Source organism: Streptomyces sp. NPDC026659, from assembly GCF_040638245.1.
Lineage (GTDB): Bacteria > Actinomycetota > Actinomycetes > Streptomycetales > Streptomycetaceae > Streptomyces.
Map to the genome: position 1 here is coordinate 316,364 of NZ_JBEZXY010000006.1, position 15,093 is coordinate 331,456.

General features: G+C 69.7%; 14 protein-coding genes. 12 read left to right on the forward strand and 2 right to left on the reverse strand.

Features of this window, described 5'->3' with window-relative positions; genetic code table 11:
* Positions 1-2: 2 nt before the first annotated feature.
* Both AB0E91_RS17840 and AB0E91_RS17845 read right to left on the reverse strand, forming a co-directional pair.
* Positions 3-1,232, reverse strand: coding sequence for a DUF349 domain-containing protein (locus tag AB0E91_RS17840; RefSeq protein ID WP_361782118.1), 1,230 nt, complete (start codon positions 1,230-1,232; stop codon positions 3-5).
* A 158-nt stretch (positions 1,233-1,390) separates the two neighbouring features.
* Positions 1,391-2,230 (reverse strand): peptidylprolyl isomerase, encoded by an 840-nt coding sequence (locus AB0E91_RS17845; protein WP_361782121.1) that lies wholly within the window; start codon positions 2,228-2,230, stop codon positions 1,391-1,393.
* A gap of 180 nt (positions 2,231-2,410) precedes the next feature.
* Between AB0E91_RS17845 and AB0E91_RS17850 the strand changes: the two genes are divergently transcribed.
* The 12 genes from AB0E91_RS17850 (at position 2,411) to AB0E91_RS17905 (ending at position 15,090) form a co-directional block, all read left to right on the forward strand.
* Positions 2,411-3,118: an MBL fold metallo-hydrolase gene (locus AB0E91_RS17850; RefSeq protein ID WP_361782124.1), complete on the forward strand. Its 708-nt coding sequence runs from the start codon at positions 2,411-2,413 to the stop codon at positions 3,116-3,118.
* Positions 3,119-3,135: 17 nt separating this feature from the next.
* Positions 3,136-4,398: a histidine--tRNA ligase gene (gene hisS, locus AB0E91_RS17855; protein ID WP_361782127.1), complete on the forward strand. Its 1,263-nt coding sequence runs from the start codon at positions 3,136-3,138 to the stop codon at positions 4,396-4,398.
* A gap of 218 nt (positions 4,399-4,616) precedes the next feature.
* Complete coding sequence (locus tag AB0E91_RS17860) at positions 4,617-5,273, forward strand: vitamin K epoxide reductase family protein (RefSeq protein WP_161178312.1); 657 nt, start codon at positions 4,617-4,619, stop codon at positions 5,271-5,273.
* Between the two features lie 71 nt (positions 5,274-5,344).
* Entirely contained in the window at positions 5,345-6,697 is a 1,353-nt protein-coding gene (locus AB0E91_RS17865) for a replication-associated recombination protein A (RefSeq protein ID WP_361782131.1), read from the forward strand.
* 340 nt (positions 6,698-7,037) lie between these two features.
* A complete protein-coding gene (gene rpsD / locus AB0E91_RS17870) occupies positions 7,038-7,652 on the forward strand; it encodes a 30S ribosomal protein S4 (protein ID WP_018549020.1) in 615 nt (204 codons plus the stop codon).
* A gap of 220 nt (positions 7,653-7,872) precedes the next feature.
* On the forward strand, positions 7,873-8,310 hold the full coding sequence (locus AB0E91_RS17875; RefSeq protein WP_361782135.1) for a DUF948 domain-containing protein: 438 nt from the start codon (positions 7,873-7,875) through the stop codon (positions 8,308-8,310).
* Between the two features lie 15 nt (positions 8,311-8,325).
* A complete protein-coding gene (locus AB0E91_RS17880; RefSeq protein ID WP_161178315.1) occupies positions 8,326-8,688 on the forward strand; it encodes a hypothetical protein in 363 nt (120 codons plus the stop codon).
* Positions 8,688-11,360, forward strand: coding sequence for an alanine--tRNA ligase (gene alaS / locus AB0E91_RS17885; RefSeq protein ID WP_361782140.1), 2,673 nt, complete (start codon positions 8,688-8,690; stop codon positions 11,358-11,360). Before AB0E91_RS17880 ends, alaS begins: the two co-directional genes overlap by 1 nt.
* A gap of 10 nt (positions 11,361-11,370) precedes the next feature.
* Positions 11,371-11,835, forward strand: a complete 465-nt coding sequence (ruvX, locus tag AB0E91_RS17890; protein WP_361782143.1) for a Holliday junction resolvase RuvX — start codon at positions 11,371-11,373, stop codon at positions 11,833-11,835.
* Positions 11,836-11,957: 122 nt separating this feature from the next.
* A complete protein-coding gene (mltG, locus tag AB0E91_RS17895; RefSeq protein ID WP_361782146.1) occupies positions 11,958-13,682 on the forward strand; it encodes an endolytic transglycosylase MltG in 1,725 nt (574 codons plus the stop codon).
* A 256-nt stretch (positions 13,683-13,938) separates the two neighbouring features.
* Complete coding sequence (locus AB0E91_RS17900) at positions 13,939-14,094, forward strand: hypothetical protein (RefSeq protein ID WP_361782149.1); 156 nt, start codon at positions 13,939-13,941, stop codon at positions 14,092-14,094.
* 156 nt (positions 14,095-14,250) lie between these two features.
* Positions 14,251-15,090 carry a shikimate dehydrogenase gene (locus AB0E91_RS17905; protein WP_361782152.1) on the forward strand — a complete coding sequence of 280 codons (840 nt, stop codon included), beginning with the start codon at positions 14,251-14,253 and terminating at the stop codon, positions 15,088-15,090.
* Positions 15,091-15,093 lie beyond the last annotated feature (3 nt).

A 15,093-nucleotide genomic window follows, 5' to 3' on the forward strand; every position in this document is an offset into this window, starting at 1 on the left:
TATCAGCCGCCGAACTCGTGCAGACCCTTCAGAGCCTGGTCCAGGAGCGCCTGGCGGCCCTCCAGCTCACGCTCCAGCTTGTCGGCGCGCGAGGTGTTGCCCTGCGCGCGCGCCTGCTCGATCTGGCCGCGCAGCTTGTCCACGGCGGCCTGGAGCTGACCGGTCAGACCCTCGGCACGGGCACGCGCCTCCGGGTTGGTCCGGCGCCACTCGGCCTCCTCGGCCTCCTGGATGGCCCGCTCGACCGCGTGCATCCGGCCCTCGACCTTGGGACGCGCGTCCCGCGGCACATGACCGATGGCTTCCCAGCGCTCGTTGATCGAGCGGAAGGCGGCCCGCGCGCTCTTCAGATCGCCGACCGGAAGGAGCTTCTCGGCCTCCTCGGCCAGCCCCTCCTTCAGCTTCAGGTTCTCGCCCTGCTCCGCGTCCCGCTCCGCGAACACGGAACTGCGCGCGGCGAAGAACACGTCCTGGGCGCCGCGGAAGCGGTTCCACAGCTCGTCCTCGTGCTCGCGCTGGGCGCGGCCCGCGGCCTTCCAGTCCGCCATCAGATCGCGGTAGCGGGCCGCCGTCGGACCCCAGTCCGTCGAAGCGGACAGCGCCTCGGCCTCGGCGACCAGCTGCTCCTTGATCCGGCGGGCGTCCTCGCGCTGCGCGTCCAGCTGCGCGAAGTGCGCCTTGCGCCGCTTGGAGAACGCCGACCGGGCGTGCGAGAAGCGGTGCCACAGCTCGTCGTCGGACTTGCGGTCGAGCCGGGGCAGCCCCTTCCAGGTGTCCACCAGCGCGCGCAGCCGCTCACCTGCCACCCGCCACTGGTCGGACGCCGCCAGCTGCTCCGCCTCCGTGACCAGGTCCTCCTTGGCCTTGCGGGCCTCGTCGGACTGCTTGGCCCGCTGCGCCTTGCGCTCCTCGCGGCGCGACTCGACCGTCTTGACGAGCTTGTCGAGGCGGGTCCGCAGTGCGTCCAGGTCGCCGACCGCGTGGTGCGCGTCCACCTGCTCGCGGATGTGACCGATCGCGGTCTGGGCGTCCTTCGCCGACAGATCGGTGGTCTGCACACGCTTCTCGAGGAGGCCGATCTCGACAACCAGGCCCTCGTACTTGCGCTCGAAGTAGGCAAGCGCCTCCTCGGGGGAGCCGGCCGCCCACGATCCGACGACCTGCTCACCCTCGGCCGTACGCACGTACACGGTCCCCGTCTCGTCGACGCGGCCCCACGGGTCGCTGCTCACAGCGCCTCCTCCACATGATGCCCGCCAGGTGCCTCCCGGCCCCCGGGCATCGTCCACAGTTTCGTCACCGCCAACATAGGCGACCGGCGGGTGGCCTGTCCGCATCCAGCGCGACCGAAATTGCGCAGATGACGACGCGGACCGCCACCACCGGAGGGTCAGGACTTGGCGACCGTGGCCTTGTCGATCACGACGGTCGCGTTCGGGGCGCCGTCGCCCTGGCCCGTGTTCTCGCCCGCCGCGGCGATCTTGTCGAGCACCTTCAGGCCCGCCTTGTCGATCGTGCCGAACGGGGTGTAGTCGGGTGGCAGCGGGCTGTCCTTGTAGACCAGGAAGAACTGGCTGCCGCCGGTGTGCCGGCCCTGCTGGGTCTGGGCGTTGTACTGGTTGGCCATCGCCACCGTGCCCGCCGGGTAGACGTTGCCCTTCAGGCTCTTGTCCTTCAGGTTCTCGTCCGGGATCGTGTAGCCCGGACCGCCGCTGCCGGTGCCCGTCGGGTCGCCGCACTGCAGCACGTAGATCCCGTTGGTCGTCAGGCGGTGGCACTTCGTGTGGTCGAAGTAGCCCTTGCCCGCCAGGAAGTCGAACGAGTTCACCGTGTGCGGGGCCGCCGTGTTCAGCGCCACGTCGATGTCGCCGCAGGTGGTGGCCAGCTTCATCGTGTACTTGGCCGACGTGTCGATCGACATCGCCGGCTCCTTCTTCCACTGGAGCTTCTTCACCGCGCCCGTGGCGGCCTTCTCGCAGGGGTCCGGCGCCTTCTGGCTCGGGCTCGCGGACGGCGTGCTCCCGGAGCCCGCGTTCACCTTCTTGCTGTCGTCGCTCTTCAGCGCCCCGGTCATGGTGAGGGCGACAGTGACGATCACGGCCACGCCGAGGGCCGACGCGATCACGGCGTTGCGCGTCCTGGCCTTGCGCCGTGCGCCTGTGCGTCGCTGCTGCTGCCGCAAGAACTTCTCCCGGGCGAGCTGACGCCGCCGCTGCTCCTGGCTGACCACCGGGTTCTCTCCTCATGCGTGTCGTGTGCCGGCCGGTGCGCGTGGGTGCGCCGGGCCGACAGGCGCGTGTAGCCCCGTACCGTATATGGGTTCGCTGAGGAAACGGCAGCGCCGGTAGGCTCATGACCACGGGCCGACCGCCCGCGAGCCCTCCCGTATCGACACAAACGAAGGACGATCGTGCTCATTGCCGGGTTCCCCGCCGGGGCCTGGGGGACGAACTGTTACGTCGTCGCCCCCGCCGCCGGTGAGGAGTGCGTGATCATCGACCCGGGCCACCAGGCGGCCCAAGGAGTCGAGGAGACGCTCCGCAAGCATCGGCTGAAGCCCACCGCCGTCGTCCTCACCCACGGCCACCTCGACCATGTGGCCTCGGTCGTCCCCGTGTGCGGAGCGCACGACGTGCCGGCCTGGATCCACCCCGACGACCGCTACATGCTCAGCGACCCCGAGAAGGCGCTCGGCCGGTCCATCGGCATGCCGCTCATGGGCGAGCTGACCGTGGGCGAGCCGGACGACGTCCGGGAGCTGACCGACGGGGCGAAGCTGGACCTGGCCGGGATGGAGTTCTCCGTCGCGCACGCGCCGGGCCATACCAAGGGGTCGGTGACCTTCAGGATGCCCGGGAAGACCGACATCCCGCCGGTCTTCTTCTCCGGGGACCTGCTGTTCGCCGGCTCCATCGGACGCACCGACCTGCCGGGCGGCTCCATGGAGGACATGCTCGGGTCGCTGGCACGGGTGTGCCTGCCGCTCGACGACTCCACCGTGGTCCTGTCCGGCCACGGCCCCCAGACGACCATCGGCCAGGAACGCGCCACCAACCCCTATCTGCGGCAGGTGGCCGCCGGCCAGGGAGCCGACCAGGCTCCCCGACGAGGAATGTGACGAGAGAGCTTCTTTCCGTGAGCACCTTCAAGGCCCCCAAGGGCACGTACGACCTGATCCCGCCGCAGTCCGCCACGTACCTCGCCGTGCGCGAGGCCATCGCCGCCCCCCTGCGCAACTCCGGGTACGGCTACATCGAGACCCCCGGCTTCGAGAACGTCGAGCTGTTCGCGCGCGGTGTCGGCGAGTCCACCGACATCGTCACCAAGGAGATGTACGCCTTCGAGACCAAGGGCGGCGACAGGCTCGCCCTGCGCCCCGAGGGCACCGCCTCCGTGCTGCGCGCCGCCCTGGAGGCCAACCTGCACAAGGCGGGCAACCTCCCGGTCAAGCTCTGGTACTCCGGCTCGTACTACCGCTACGAGCGCCCCCAGAAGGGCCGTTACCGCCACTTCTCCCAGGTCGGCGCCGAGGCGATCGGTGCCGAGGACCCGGCGCTCGACGCCGAGCTGATCATCCTGGCCGACCAGGCGTACCGCTCGCTGGGCCTCAGGAACTTCCGCATCCTGCTGAACTCCCTGGGCGACAAGGAGTGCCGTCCCGTCTACCGGGCCGCGCTCCAGGACTTCCTGCGCGGCCTCGACCTCGACGAGGACACCCTGCGCCGCGCGGAGATCAACCCGCTGCGCGTCCTCGACGACAAGCGCGAGTCGGTCCAGAAGCAGCTCACCGGCGCCCCCCTCCTGCGCGACTACCTGTGCGACGCCTGCAAGGCGTACCACGAGGAGGTCCGCGAGCTGATCCTCGCGGCGGGCGTCGCCTTCGAGGACGACCCCAAGCTGGTGCGCGGCCTGGACTACTACACCCGCACCACCTTCGAGTTCGTCCACGACGGCCTGGGCTCGCAGTCCGCGGTCGGCGGCGGTGGCCGCTACGACGGCCTCTCCGAGATGATCGGCGGCCCCGCGCTGCCGTCGGTCGGCTGGGCGCTCGGCGTGGACCGCACCGTCCTCGCCCTGGAGGCCGAGGGTGTGGAACTGGACATCCCGTCCTCCACCAGCGTCTACGCCGTACCCCTCGGCGAAGAGGCCCGCCGCCTGCTGTTCGCCAAGGTCACCGAGTTGCGCAAGGTCGGCGTCGCCGCCGACTTCTGCTACGGCGCCAAGGGCCTGAAGGCCGCCATGAAGGCCGCCAACCGCTCCGGCGCGCGCTACGCCCTGGTCCTCGGCGAGCGCGACCTCGCCGAGGGCGTCGTCCAGCTCAAGGACATGGAGACCGGCGAGCAGACGCCGATCGGCCTCACCGAGGTCGTGGCGGAACTGGAGTCCCGGCTCGGCTGAGCCGGTGGTCGTACGACGGGCCGGGCGGCACGATGCCGCCCGGCCCGTCACTCTTCGTTCTGCTGTGCTCCCGCCGGATGCGGAACCGGCCGGAAACCCGCCCCTTCGGAGGGCCGAAGGTCCTTACTTATCCACAGCGAACGGTGCACGGGTGCACCCGTGCGGCACAATGGCCCCTGCCCGAAGAAGGTCCCCTCTCAAGCAGACGGAACGGCGTGATGAGCAAGACGACAGTCACCGACCTCTCCACCGTGCCCGAGCCGGAGCACGCGGCCACCCCATCCGGAGCCGCCGGGGCAAGCCGCGCCCTCGCCGTGCTGCTGTTGATCACCGGTGCCGCGGGTCTGCTCGCCGCGTGGGTCATCACGATCGACAAGTTCAAGATCCTCGAGGCCAAGGTCGCGGGCAAGACCTTCACCCCCGGGTGCAGTCTCAACCCGGTGGTCTCCTGCGGCAGCGTCATGGAGAGCAAGCAGGCCGCCGCGTTCGGCTTCCCGAACCCGATGCTCGGCCTGGTCGCCTACGGCATCGTCATCTGCGTCGGCATGAGCCTGCTGGCCCGCGCCCGCTTCCCGCGCTGGTACTGGCTGACCTTCAACTTCGGCACCCTCTTCGGCGTGGCCTTCTGCTCCTGGCTCCAGTTCCAGTCCCTGTACCGGATCAACGCGCTGTGCCTGTGGTGCAGCCTGGCGTGGGTCGCCACCATCGTCATGTTCTGGTACGTGACGTCCTTCAACGTCCGCAACGGCTTCCTGCCGGGCGGCCGCGCCCTGAAGACCTTCTTCGGCGAGTTCACCTGGGTCCTGCCGGTCCTGCACATCGGCATCATCGGCATGCTGGTCCTGACCCGCTGGTGGACCTTCTGGACCAGCTGAGCGCCGGTCCGCCGGGTGCCGGGCACAGTGGCCCGGGCCCGATTGTCAGTGGGGTGTCTTAGGGTTTCAACGTGGAAGCCGACCTGTTCACCGCCGCTGCGGAAGAGCGCCAGGAGAAGGACCCGACCAGCAGTCCTCTCGCCGTGCGGATGCGTCCGCGCACCCTGGAGGAGGTGGTGGGCCAGCGGCATCTGCTGAAGCCCGGCTCACCCCTGCGGCGCCTGGTCGAGGGCGGCGGCGGCCCGGCAGGACCCTCCTCGGTCGTGCTCTGGGGCCCGCCGGGCACCGGCAAGACCACTCTTGCCCACGTGGTGTCCCGGGCCACCGACAAGCGGTTCGTGGAGCTGAGCGCGATCAGTGCGGGCGTCAAGGAGGTTCGCGCGGTCATCGACGGCGCCCGCCGCGCCGCCGGGGGCTTCGGCAAGGAGACCGTCCTCTTCCTCGACGAGATCCACCGCTTCAGCAAGGCCCAGCAGGACTCCCTGCTCCCGGCCGTCGAGAACCGCTGGGTCACCCTGATCGCCGCCACCACCGAGAACCCGTACTTCTCGGTGATCTCCCCGTTGCTCTCCCGCTCCCTCCTCCTCACCCTCGAACCCCTCACCGACGACGACCTGCGCGGCCTGCTCCGCCGCACCCTCGCCGACGAGCGCGGTCTCGGGGACGCCCTCACGCTTCCCGAAGAGGCCGAGGGGCACCTGCTCCGCATCGCCGGAGGCGACGCCCGCCGGATTCTGACGGCTCTGGAGGCCGCGGCCGGCGCCGCCCTCGACAAGGCGGAGACGGAGATCACCCTCGAGACCCTGGAGGAGACCGTCGACCGCGCCGCCGTGAAGTACGACCGCGACGGCGACCAGCACTACGACGTGGCCAGCGCCCTCATCAAGTCCATCCGGGGCTCCGACGTGGACGCGGCCCTGCACTACCTGGCCCGGATGATCGAGGCCGGTGAGGACCCCCGGTTCATCGCCCGGCGCCTGATGATCTCCGCGAGCGAGGACATCGGCGTGGCCGATCCGAACGCGCTCCCCATAGCCGTCGCCGCCGCCCAGGCGGTTGCGATGATCGGCTTCCCGGAGGCGTCGCTCACCCTCAGCCACGCCACCATCGCCCTCGCCCTCGCCCCCAAGTCCAACTCGGCGACCCGGGCGATCCAGGGAGCCATGGCCGACGTGCGCAAGGGCCTCGCCGGACCGGTCCCCGCGCATCTGCGGGACGGCCACTACAAGGGCGCCGAGAAACTCGGCCACGCCAAGGGCTACATCTACCCGCACGACCAGCCGAACGCGATCGCCGCCCAGCAGTACGCCCCGGACGCCCTCAAGGACCGCGAGTACTACACCCCGACGCGCAACGGCGCCGAGGCGCGGTACGCGGACGCCGTCGAGTGGACCAGGAAGCACCTCGGTCGCAAGCGGTCCTGAGCGCCCTGTAGACTGCCCCGAAGTGCTGAGTCCCGTGTCCGGCCCCTCGCAGAGGGAACCGGCTCACCAGAGCGGGACATCCAGCCGGAGACCCGGCCCCCGGGCGGGGTTCTCCAGGAGCGTCGCGCACCGTCGAAGGTGTCGCGGGCAGCCCACCACCCTCCGGCAGCAGCCGGAACCGGTCGGTGGGCCACTCGCGTGCTGCACGTATGTGCCCAGTTCGGGGAACGGCTGCCCGGCCCGTCCGACAAGGACAGGCAGGGTCTCCCCGGCTGCGGATGCGACCTCCCCTAACCCTGGTGAAGCCGTATTCGCACAGATAAAACGAGGTGTTTGGTTCATGGCGAACCAGTCCCGCCCCAAGGTCAAGAAGTCGCGTGCCCTCGGCATCGCGCTGACCCCGAAGGCCGTCAAGTACTTCGAGGCCCGCCCCTACCCGCCGGGCGAGCACGGCCGCGGCCGCAAGCAGAACTCGGACTACAAGGTCCGTCTGCTCGAGAAGCAGCGTCTGCGCGCGCAGTACGACGTGTCCGAGCGCCAGCTCGTCCGCGCCTACGAGCGTGCCGCCAAGGTCCAGGGCAAGACCGGCGAGGCCCTGATCATCGAGCTGGAGCGTCGTCTCGACGCCCTGGTCCTGCGTTCGGGCATCGCCCGCACGATCTACCAGGCCCGCCAGATGGTCGTCCACGGCCACATCCAGGTCAACGGCCAGAAGGTCGACAAGCCGTCCTTCCGTGTCCGTCCGGACGACGTCGTGCAGGTCCGCGACCGCTCCAAGGACAAGACGCTCTTCCAGGTCGCGCGTGAGGGTGGCTTCGCCGCCGACGGTGAGACCCCGCGTTACCTCCAGGTGAACCTCAAGGCCCTGGCGTTCCGCCTGGACCGCGAGCCGAACCGCAAGGAGATCCCGGTGATCTGCGACGAGCAGCTCGTCGTCGAGTACTACGCCCGCTGATCCCAGCCCCCGCGCAGTCACTCAGGCCCGCCGTCCCCTCGCCCTCAGGGCGGGCGGGGCGGCGGGTTCGCGCGTTCCCGGGCCGCGTCCGCGCACCCCGTGAAGCGGGCCCGGGAAGGCCGCCGCGCAGCCCCGGGTAATCCGGTACGGAGCCCCGCCCCCGGCGCGATAGGCTCGGTGCACGACTTTTCCGATGCTCAGGCATGTTTTCAGGGAGCGGGTGCGCACAGTGTCCGGTGGAGAGGTGGCCGGAATCCTGGTGGCCGTCTTCTGGGCGATCCTGGTCTCCTTCCTCGCGGTAGCGCTGGCGAGGCTGGCCCAGACCCTCAAGGCGACGACCAAGCTCGTGGCGGACGTGACCGACCAGGCCGTCCCGCTGCTCGCCGACGCGTCCTCGGCCGTGCGGTCGGCACAGACCCAGATCGACCGGGTGGACGCGATCGCCTCGGACGTCCAGGAGGTCACCTCCAACGCGTCCGCGCTCTCCTCCACCGTCGCCTCCACCTTCGGCGGCCCGCTGGTCAAGGTCGCGGCCTTCGGCTACGGCGTCCGCCAGGCCCTCGGCGGCCGCAAGGAGGCCGCGCCCGCGAAGCCGTCGAAGCGCACGGTGATCGTGGGCCGGACGGTCCCGGCCACCCGGCGGGGCAAGCGAAAGTAAGGACTGAGACCAGCGATGTTCCGCCGTACGTTCTGGTTCACCACGGGTGTCGCCGCCGGTGTGTGGGCCACCACCAAGGTCAACCGCAAGCTGAAGCAGCTGACGCCGGAGAACCTGGCCGCGACGGCGGCCAACAAGGCCCTGGAGACCGGCCAGCGCCTGAAGGACCGCGCGGTCGGCTTCGCGCTCGACGTCCGCGACAACATGGCGCAGCGGGAGAGCGAGCTGGAGGAGGCTCTTGGCATCCAGGAGCGCCCCGGCCTGCCCCCGGCCCGGCGGTACACCGCCATCGAGAACCACCGCGCCCCGAACAACCGCAGCACACTGAAGTACATCGAGAACACGACGTACTCGTACAACCGGAATGAGGACCACTGATGGAGTCGGCCGAGATTCGCCGCCGCTGGCTGAGCTTCTTCGAGGAGCGCGGGCACACCGTCGTCCCTTCGGCGTCGCTCATCGCGGACGACCCGACTCTGCTCCTCGTCCCCGCCGGCATGGTGCCCTTCAAGCCCTACTTCCTGGGTGAGGTCAAGCCGCCCTTCCCGCGCGCCACCAGCGTGCAGAAGTGCGTGCGCACGCCCGACATCGAAGAGGTCGGCAAGACCACCCGCCACGGCACGTTCTTCCAGATGTGCGGCAACTTCTCCTTCGGCGACTACTTCAAGGAAGGCGCCATCAAGTACGCCTGGGAGCTGCTCACCAGCCCCCAGGACAAGGGCGGTTACGGCCTCGACCCCGAGCGTCTGTGGATCACCGTCTACAAGGACGACGACGAGGCCGAGCGCATCTGGCACGAGGTCGTCGGCGTGCCCAAGGAGCGCATCCAGCGCCTGGGCATGAAGGACAACTACTGGTCCATGGGCGTCCCCGGCCCCTGCGGCCCCTGCTCCGAGATCAACTACGACCGCGGCCCCGAGTTCGGCGTCGAGGGCGGCCCCGCCGTCAACGACGAGCGGTACGTCGAGATCTGGAACCTCGTCTTCATGCAGTACGAGCGGGGCGAGGGCATCGGCAAGGACAACTTCGAGATCCTCGGGGACCTGCCGAGCCAGAACATCGACACGGGTCTCGGTCTTGAGCGCCTCGCCATGATTCTGCAGGGCGTGCAGAACATGTACGAGATCGACACCTCCATGGCCGTCATCAGGAAGGCCACCGAGCTGACCGGTGTCGAGTACGGCGCCGCCCAGCACTCCGACGTCTCGCTGCGCGTGGTCACCGACCACATGCGCACCTCCGTGATGCTCATCGGTGACGGCGTCACCCCGGGCAACGAGGGCCGCGGCTATGTGCTGCGCCGCATCATGCGCCGCGCCATCCGCAACATGCGCCTGCTCGGCGCCACCGGTCCGGTCGTCAAGCCGCTGATCGACACCGTGATCGAGATGATGGGCCAGCAGTACCCCGAGCTCATCACCGACCGCGAGCGCATCGAGAAGGTCGCCGTCGCCGAGGAGAACGCCTTCCTCAAGACGCTGAAGGCCGGCACCAACATTCTCGACACCGCGGTCACCGAGACCAAGGAGTCCGGCGGCACGGTCCTCTCCGGCGACAAGGCGTTCCTGCTCCACGACACCTGGGGCTTCCCGATCGACCTCACCCTCGAGATGGCCGCCGAACAGGGCCTCGCCGTGGACGAGGAGGGCTTCCGCCGCCTGATGAAGGAGCAGCGGGAGCGCGCCAAGGCCGACGCCCAGGCCAAGAAGACCGGCCACGCCGACATGGGCGCCTACCGCGAGATCGCGGACGCCGCCGGAGCCACCGACTTCATCGGCTACGCCGACACCGAGGGCGAGTCCACGATCGTCGGCATCCTGGTCGACGGCGTGTCCTCCCCGGCCGCCACCGAGGGCGACGAGGTCGAGATCGTCCTCGACCGCACCCCGTTCTACGCCGAGGGCGGCGGCCAGATCGGCGACACCGGCCGTATCAAGATCGACACCGGTGCCGTCATCGACATCCGCGACACCCAGAAGCCGGTCCCGGGCGTCTACGTCCACAAGGGCACCGTCCAGGTCGGCGAGGTCACCGTCGGCGCCAAGGCCCACGCCTCCGTGGACCGGCTGCGCCGCAAGGCCATCGCCCGCGCCCACTCGGCCACCCACCTGACCCACCAGGCGCTGCGCGACGCCCTCGGCCCGACGGCCGCCCAGGCCGGTTCCGAGAACCAGCCGGGCCGCTTCCGCTTCGACTTCGGCTCCCCGTCCGCCGTCCCGACGGCCGTGATGACCGACGTGGAGCAGAAGATCAACGAGGTGCTCTCCCGCGACCTCGACGTCCACGCCGAGGTCATGGGCATCGACGAGGCCAAGAAGCAGGGCGCCATCGCCGAGTTCGGCGAGAAGTACGGCGAGCGCGTGCGCGTCGTGACCATCGGCGACTTCTCCAAGGAGCTGTGCGGCGGCACGCACGTGCACAACACCGCCCAGCTGGGTCTGGTGAAGCTGCTCGGCGAGTCCTCCATCGGCTCCGGTGTGCGCCGTATCGAGGCCCTGGTCGGCGTGGACGCCTACAACTTCCTCGCCCGTGAGCACACGGTCGTCAACCAGCTCACCGAACTGCTGAAGGGCCGCTCGGAGGAGCTGCCGGAGAAGGTCTCCGCGATGCTCGGCAAGCTCAAGGACGCCGAGAAGGAGATCGAGAAGTTCCGCGCGGAGAAGGTCCTCCAGGCCGCCGCCGGTCTCGCCGACTCCGCCAAGGACGTGCGCGGCATCGCCCTGGTCACCGGCCAGGTCCCGGACGGCACCACGCCGGACGACCTGCGCAAGCTGGTCCTGGACGTGCGCGGGCGTATCCAGGGCGGCCGGGCCGCCGTCGTGGCCCTGTTCACCGTGAACAACGGCAAGCCGCTCACGGTCATCGCCACCAACGAGGCCGCCCGCGAGCGCGGTCTCAAGGCCGGCGAGCTGGTCCGTACGGCCGCCAAGACCCTCGGCGGCGGCGGTGGCGGCAAGCCGGACGTCGCCCAGGGCGGCGGTCAGAACCCGGCCGCCGTCGGCGACGCCGTCGACGCCGTCGAGCGCCTCGTCGCCGACACCGCCAAGTAGGGCATCGCTCATGCGTAGAGGACGACGACTCGCCATCGACGTCGGGGACGCCCGGATCGGGGTCGCCTCGTGCGATCCCGACGGGATCCTCGCCACTCCGGTGGAGACGGTGCCCGGCCGGGACGTCCCGGCCGCGCACCGGCGCCTTCGGCAGCTGGTCGAGGAGTACGAGCCGATCGAGGTCGTCGTCGGCCTCCCTCGCTCCCTCAAGGGGGGCGAGGGCCCGGCCGCGGCCAAGGTGCGCGCGTTCACCCAGGAGCTGGCCCGGGGCATCAAGCCGGTGCCGGTGCGTCTGGTGGACGAGCGGATGACCACGGTGACGGCCAGTCAGGGACTGCGCGCCTCCGGTGTGAAGTCCAAGAAGGGCCGCTCCGTGATCGACCAGGCGGCCGCCGTCATCATCCTTCAGCAGGCCCTGGAATCCGAACGGGTGTCAGGGCGGCCGCCGGGTGAGGGCGTCGAAGTGGTCATCTGATCGCGATACGGTAACGTTCCGCGCGATGCGGTGGTTTCGAACAGCGACCGCACAGCAAGAGGCGGAACGGCGCCGGTACGGGAGCCGAGCGACCGCCATGGCCTCGCGGCTCTAGGGGATCGATGACTGAGTATGGCCGGGGCTCTGGCTCCGAACCGTGGCATCCGGAGGACCCGTTGTACGGGGACGGCGGATGGGGAGGACAGCAGACCCACCCCGGTCAGTCCCCCTACGGCGGCCAGCCGCAGCAGCAGTACCCGCAGCAGCCGCAGGAGCAGTACGGCGACTGGTCCCAGGGACAGCAGCCGGGCTATGGCGAGCAGTACCTGCAGCCTCCGCAGCACCCGCAGCACTACGACGGGCAGGGCGGGGCGCACTACGACCCCCAGTTCGACCCCCGGTTCGCCGGTCAGCAGCAACAGCACCCCCAGCAGCCGCAGCAGCCCCAGGGCGGCGGCTGGGACGCCACGGGCACCCACGGCCAGGCTCCCTACGCCGCCGACCCCGGTGACCCCTACGGACAGCAGCCCGTGGCGTACGGCGCCGAGCGGCCCGACCTCTACGGCACCGAGGACGCCTACCCGCCGCCCCAGCCGCCCGGCCACCGCACCGCCGACCCGGAGCCGGAGTGGGAGCAGGAGGCGGAGGAGCACCCTCTGGCCGCCGGGAGCGGCGAGGACGACGACGCCGAGGACGAGCCCGCGGAGACCGGGCGCGCCGAGCGGCGCGGCAAGGGCCGCAAGCCCGTCAAGGACAAGAAGAAGCGCACCGGCTGCGCCCTCCTGGTCGTCGTCGTGGTCTTCGGCGGCGGCCTCGGTGGCGTCGGCTATCTCGGCTACACCTTCTACCAAAATCGTTTCGCCCCGCCCGCGGACTACGCGGGCAGCGGCAACGGCGAGACGGTCGTCGTGGAGATCCCGAAGGGCGCGGGCGGCGCCGACATCGGCCGCAAGCTCAAGGAGGCCGGGGTCGTCGAGAGCGTCGACGCCTTCGTCTCCGCCCAGATCGCCAACCCCCAGGGCAAGTCCCTCCAGGACGGCGTCTACACGCTCCAGAAGCACATGTCGGCCGCCAGCGCGGTCGAACTGATGCTCAGCCCGAAGAGCCGGGCCAACCTCATCATTCCCGAGGGCAAGCGCAACGCCTGGGTGTACGAAGCGATCGACACCCGTCTGAAGCTCGCCAAGGGCACGACGGCGAAGGTCGCCAAGGACGACTGGAAGGACCTTGGTCTGCCCTCCTGGGCGAACAGCAACAAGGACATCAAGGACCCCCTCGAGGGCTTCCTCTATCCCTCCAGCTACCCGGTGGCGAAGGGCATGAAGCCCAAGGACGTCCTGAAGAGCATGGTCGAGCGCTCGAACGAGCAGTACAAGCAGTACGACCTCGCCGGCAAGGCCAAGGATCTGGGTCTCGACAGCCCGCTTCAGGTGCTCACGGTGGCGAGCCTGGTGCAGGTCGAGGGCAAGTACAAGCACGACTTCGACAAGGTCGCCCGCGTCGTCTACAACCGTCTCGAGCCGAACAACACGGAGACGGCGGGCCGGCTGGAGTTCGACTCCACCATCAACTACCTGAAGGCCCAGAGCACTCTGGACGTCGGCTCGGTCGCGGACCTGCGGAAGATCCACGATCCGTACAACACCTACGACATCAAGGGACTTCCGCCGGGCCCCATCAGCAACCCCGGCGCCGAAGCCATCGAGTCCGCACTGAACCCGGCCGACGGCCCCTGGTACTACTTCGTCTCGATCAGCGAGAACGAGACGGTGTTCGCCGTCACCAACGAAGAGCACAACCGGAACGTGGAGCGCTACGAGAAGGCACGCAAGCAAGCGGGCCAGTGAACTCCATGAAGCGCGCGGTGCTGCTCCCGCTCACCGCGCGCTTCCTCGCTGCCGCGAGAGGATCAGGCGATTTCTGGCCATGATCGGAATGGCTTGATGAGAGCCTGCCGGTGTTGATCATGATGTTGCTAGCTTTCCCCCTGCAGTTCCTCGACCCAGTACAACTGCGTCGTGAACCGTCAAGCACGAGAACTCCGGTGCGTACTACGGAACCGCCACCGGTCTCGGTGCCGGCGTCCAGGCGGAGGGCGGCAGCATGATCAAGAACGACGGCGACTTCAAGTACTACGCGGGGCCGGTCTACGTGCACGCGCCCGACTCGTGCGTCCGGTTCTGGGGTCACTACGAGGAGATCGGCGCTTCCAGCATCCGTGACTGGTACTACACCAGCCCCTACGGGAACTGCGGCTGACAGCCGTGGTGTCCGACGCGGCCCCGGCCATGTCGGACACCTGTGGCCACACCGGATCCTTGATTCCTTCGCCCCGTCGGACTCTCCGACGGGGCGAAGTCGTGCACGGGAAGCTACGATCCGTCAAGACCGTCAGGCAGCTCAAGGACAAGTTCAATGACAGCTCGGGCAACTGAGGCCCGCCGAGCCGCTGTGCTCGGTTCACCGATCGCGCACTCCCTTTCTCCGGTGCTGCACCGTGCCGCGTACCAGGAGCTGGGCCTGGACGACTGGACCTACGACCGCTTCGACGTCGACGAGGAAGCCCTACCGGGTTTCTTCGACGGGCTCGGCCCCGAGTGGGCCGGGCTGTCGCTCACCATGCCGCTCAAGCGGGCCGTCATCCCGTTGCTGGACGGGATCAGTGAGACGGCCGCTTCCGTGGACGCAGTCAACACGGTCGTGTTCACCGAGGACGGGCGTCGCATGGGGGACAACACCGATATCCCCGGCATGGTCGCCGCGCTGCGTGAGCACGGGATCGAGGAGGTGGAGTCCGCCGCGATCCTCGGTGCGGGTGCCACCGCGTCCTCCGCGCTGGCCGCCCTGGCCCGGGTCTGCACCGGCGAGGTCACCGCGTATGTGCGCAGTGCCGCCCGGGCCGACGAGATGCGGCAGTGGGGTGAGCGGCTCGACGTCGAGGTCCGCATCGCCGACTGGGCGGACGCGGCCGAGGCGCTGCACGCGCCCCTGGTGATCGCCACCACCCCGGCGGGCACCACCGACGCCCTCGCGACGGCCGTGCCCGAGCGGCCCGCCACGCTCTTCGACGTGCTCTACGATCCCTGGCCGACCGAGCTGGCCGCCCGCTGGTCCATGTTCGGCGGCGCCGTAGTCGGCGGTCTGGACCTGCTCGTCCACCAGGCCGTGCTCCAGGTCGAGGCCATGACCGGCCGCTCCCCGGCCCCGCTGGAAGCCATGCGCCACGCGGGCGAACAGGCCCTCGCCGCCCGCTGAACA

Coding starts and splice junctions, on each gene's coding strand:
- AB0E91_RS17860 (WP_161178312.1), top strand. CDS start 4,617: ATGAGCAAGACGACAGTCACCGACCTCTCCACCGTGCCCGAGCCGGAG.
- AB0E91_RS17900 (WP_361782149.1), top strand. CDS start 13,939: ATGATCAAGAACGACGGCGACTTCAAGTACTACGCGGGGCCGGTCTAC.
- AB0E91_RS17905 (WP_361782152.1), top strand. CDS start 14,251: ATGACAGCTCGGGCAACTGAGGCCCGCCGAGCCGCTGTGCTCGGTTCA.
- rpsD (WP_018549020.1), top strand. CDS start 7,038: ATGGCGAACCAGTCCCGCCCCAAGGTCAAGAAGTCGCGTGCCCTCGGC.
- AB0E91_RS17880 (WP_161178315.1), top strand. CDS start 8,326: ATGTTCCGCCGTACGTTCTGGTTCACCACGGGTGTCGCCGCCGGTGTG.
- ruvX (WP_361782143.1), top strand. CDS start 11,371: ATGCGTAGAGGACGACGACTCGCCATCGACGTCGGGGACGCCCGGATC.
- alaS (WP_361782140.1), top strand. CDS start 8,688: ATGGAGTCGGCCGAGATTCGCCGCCGCTGGCTGAGCTTCTTCGAGGAG.
- mltG (WP_361782146.1), top strand. CDS start 11,958: ATGACTGAGTATGGCCGGGGCTCTGGCTCCGAACCGTGGCATCCGGAG.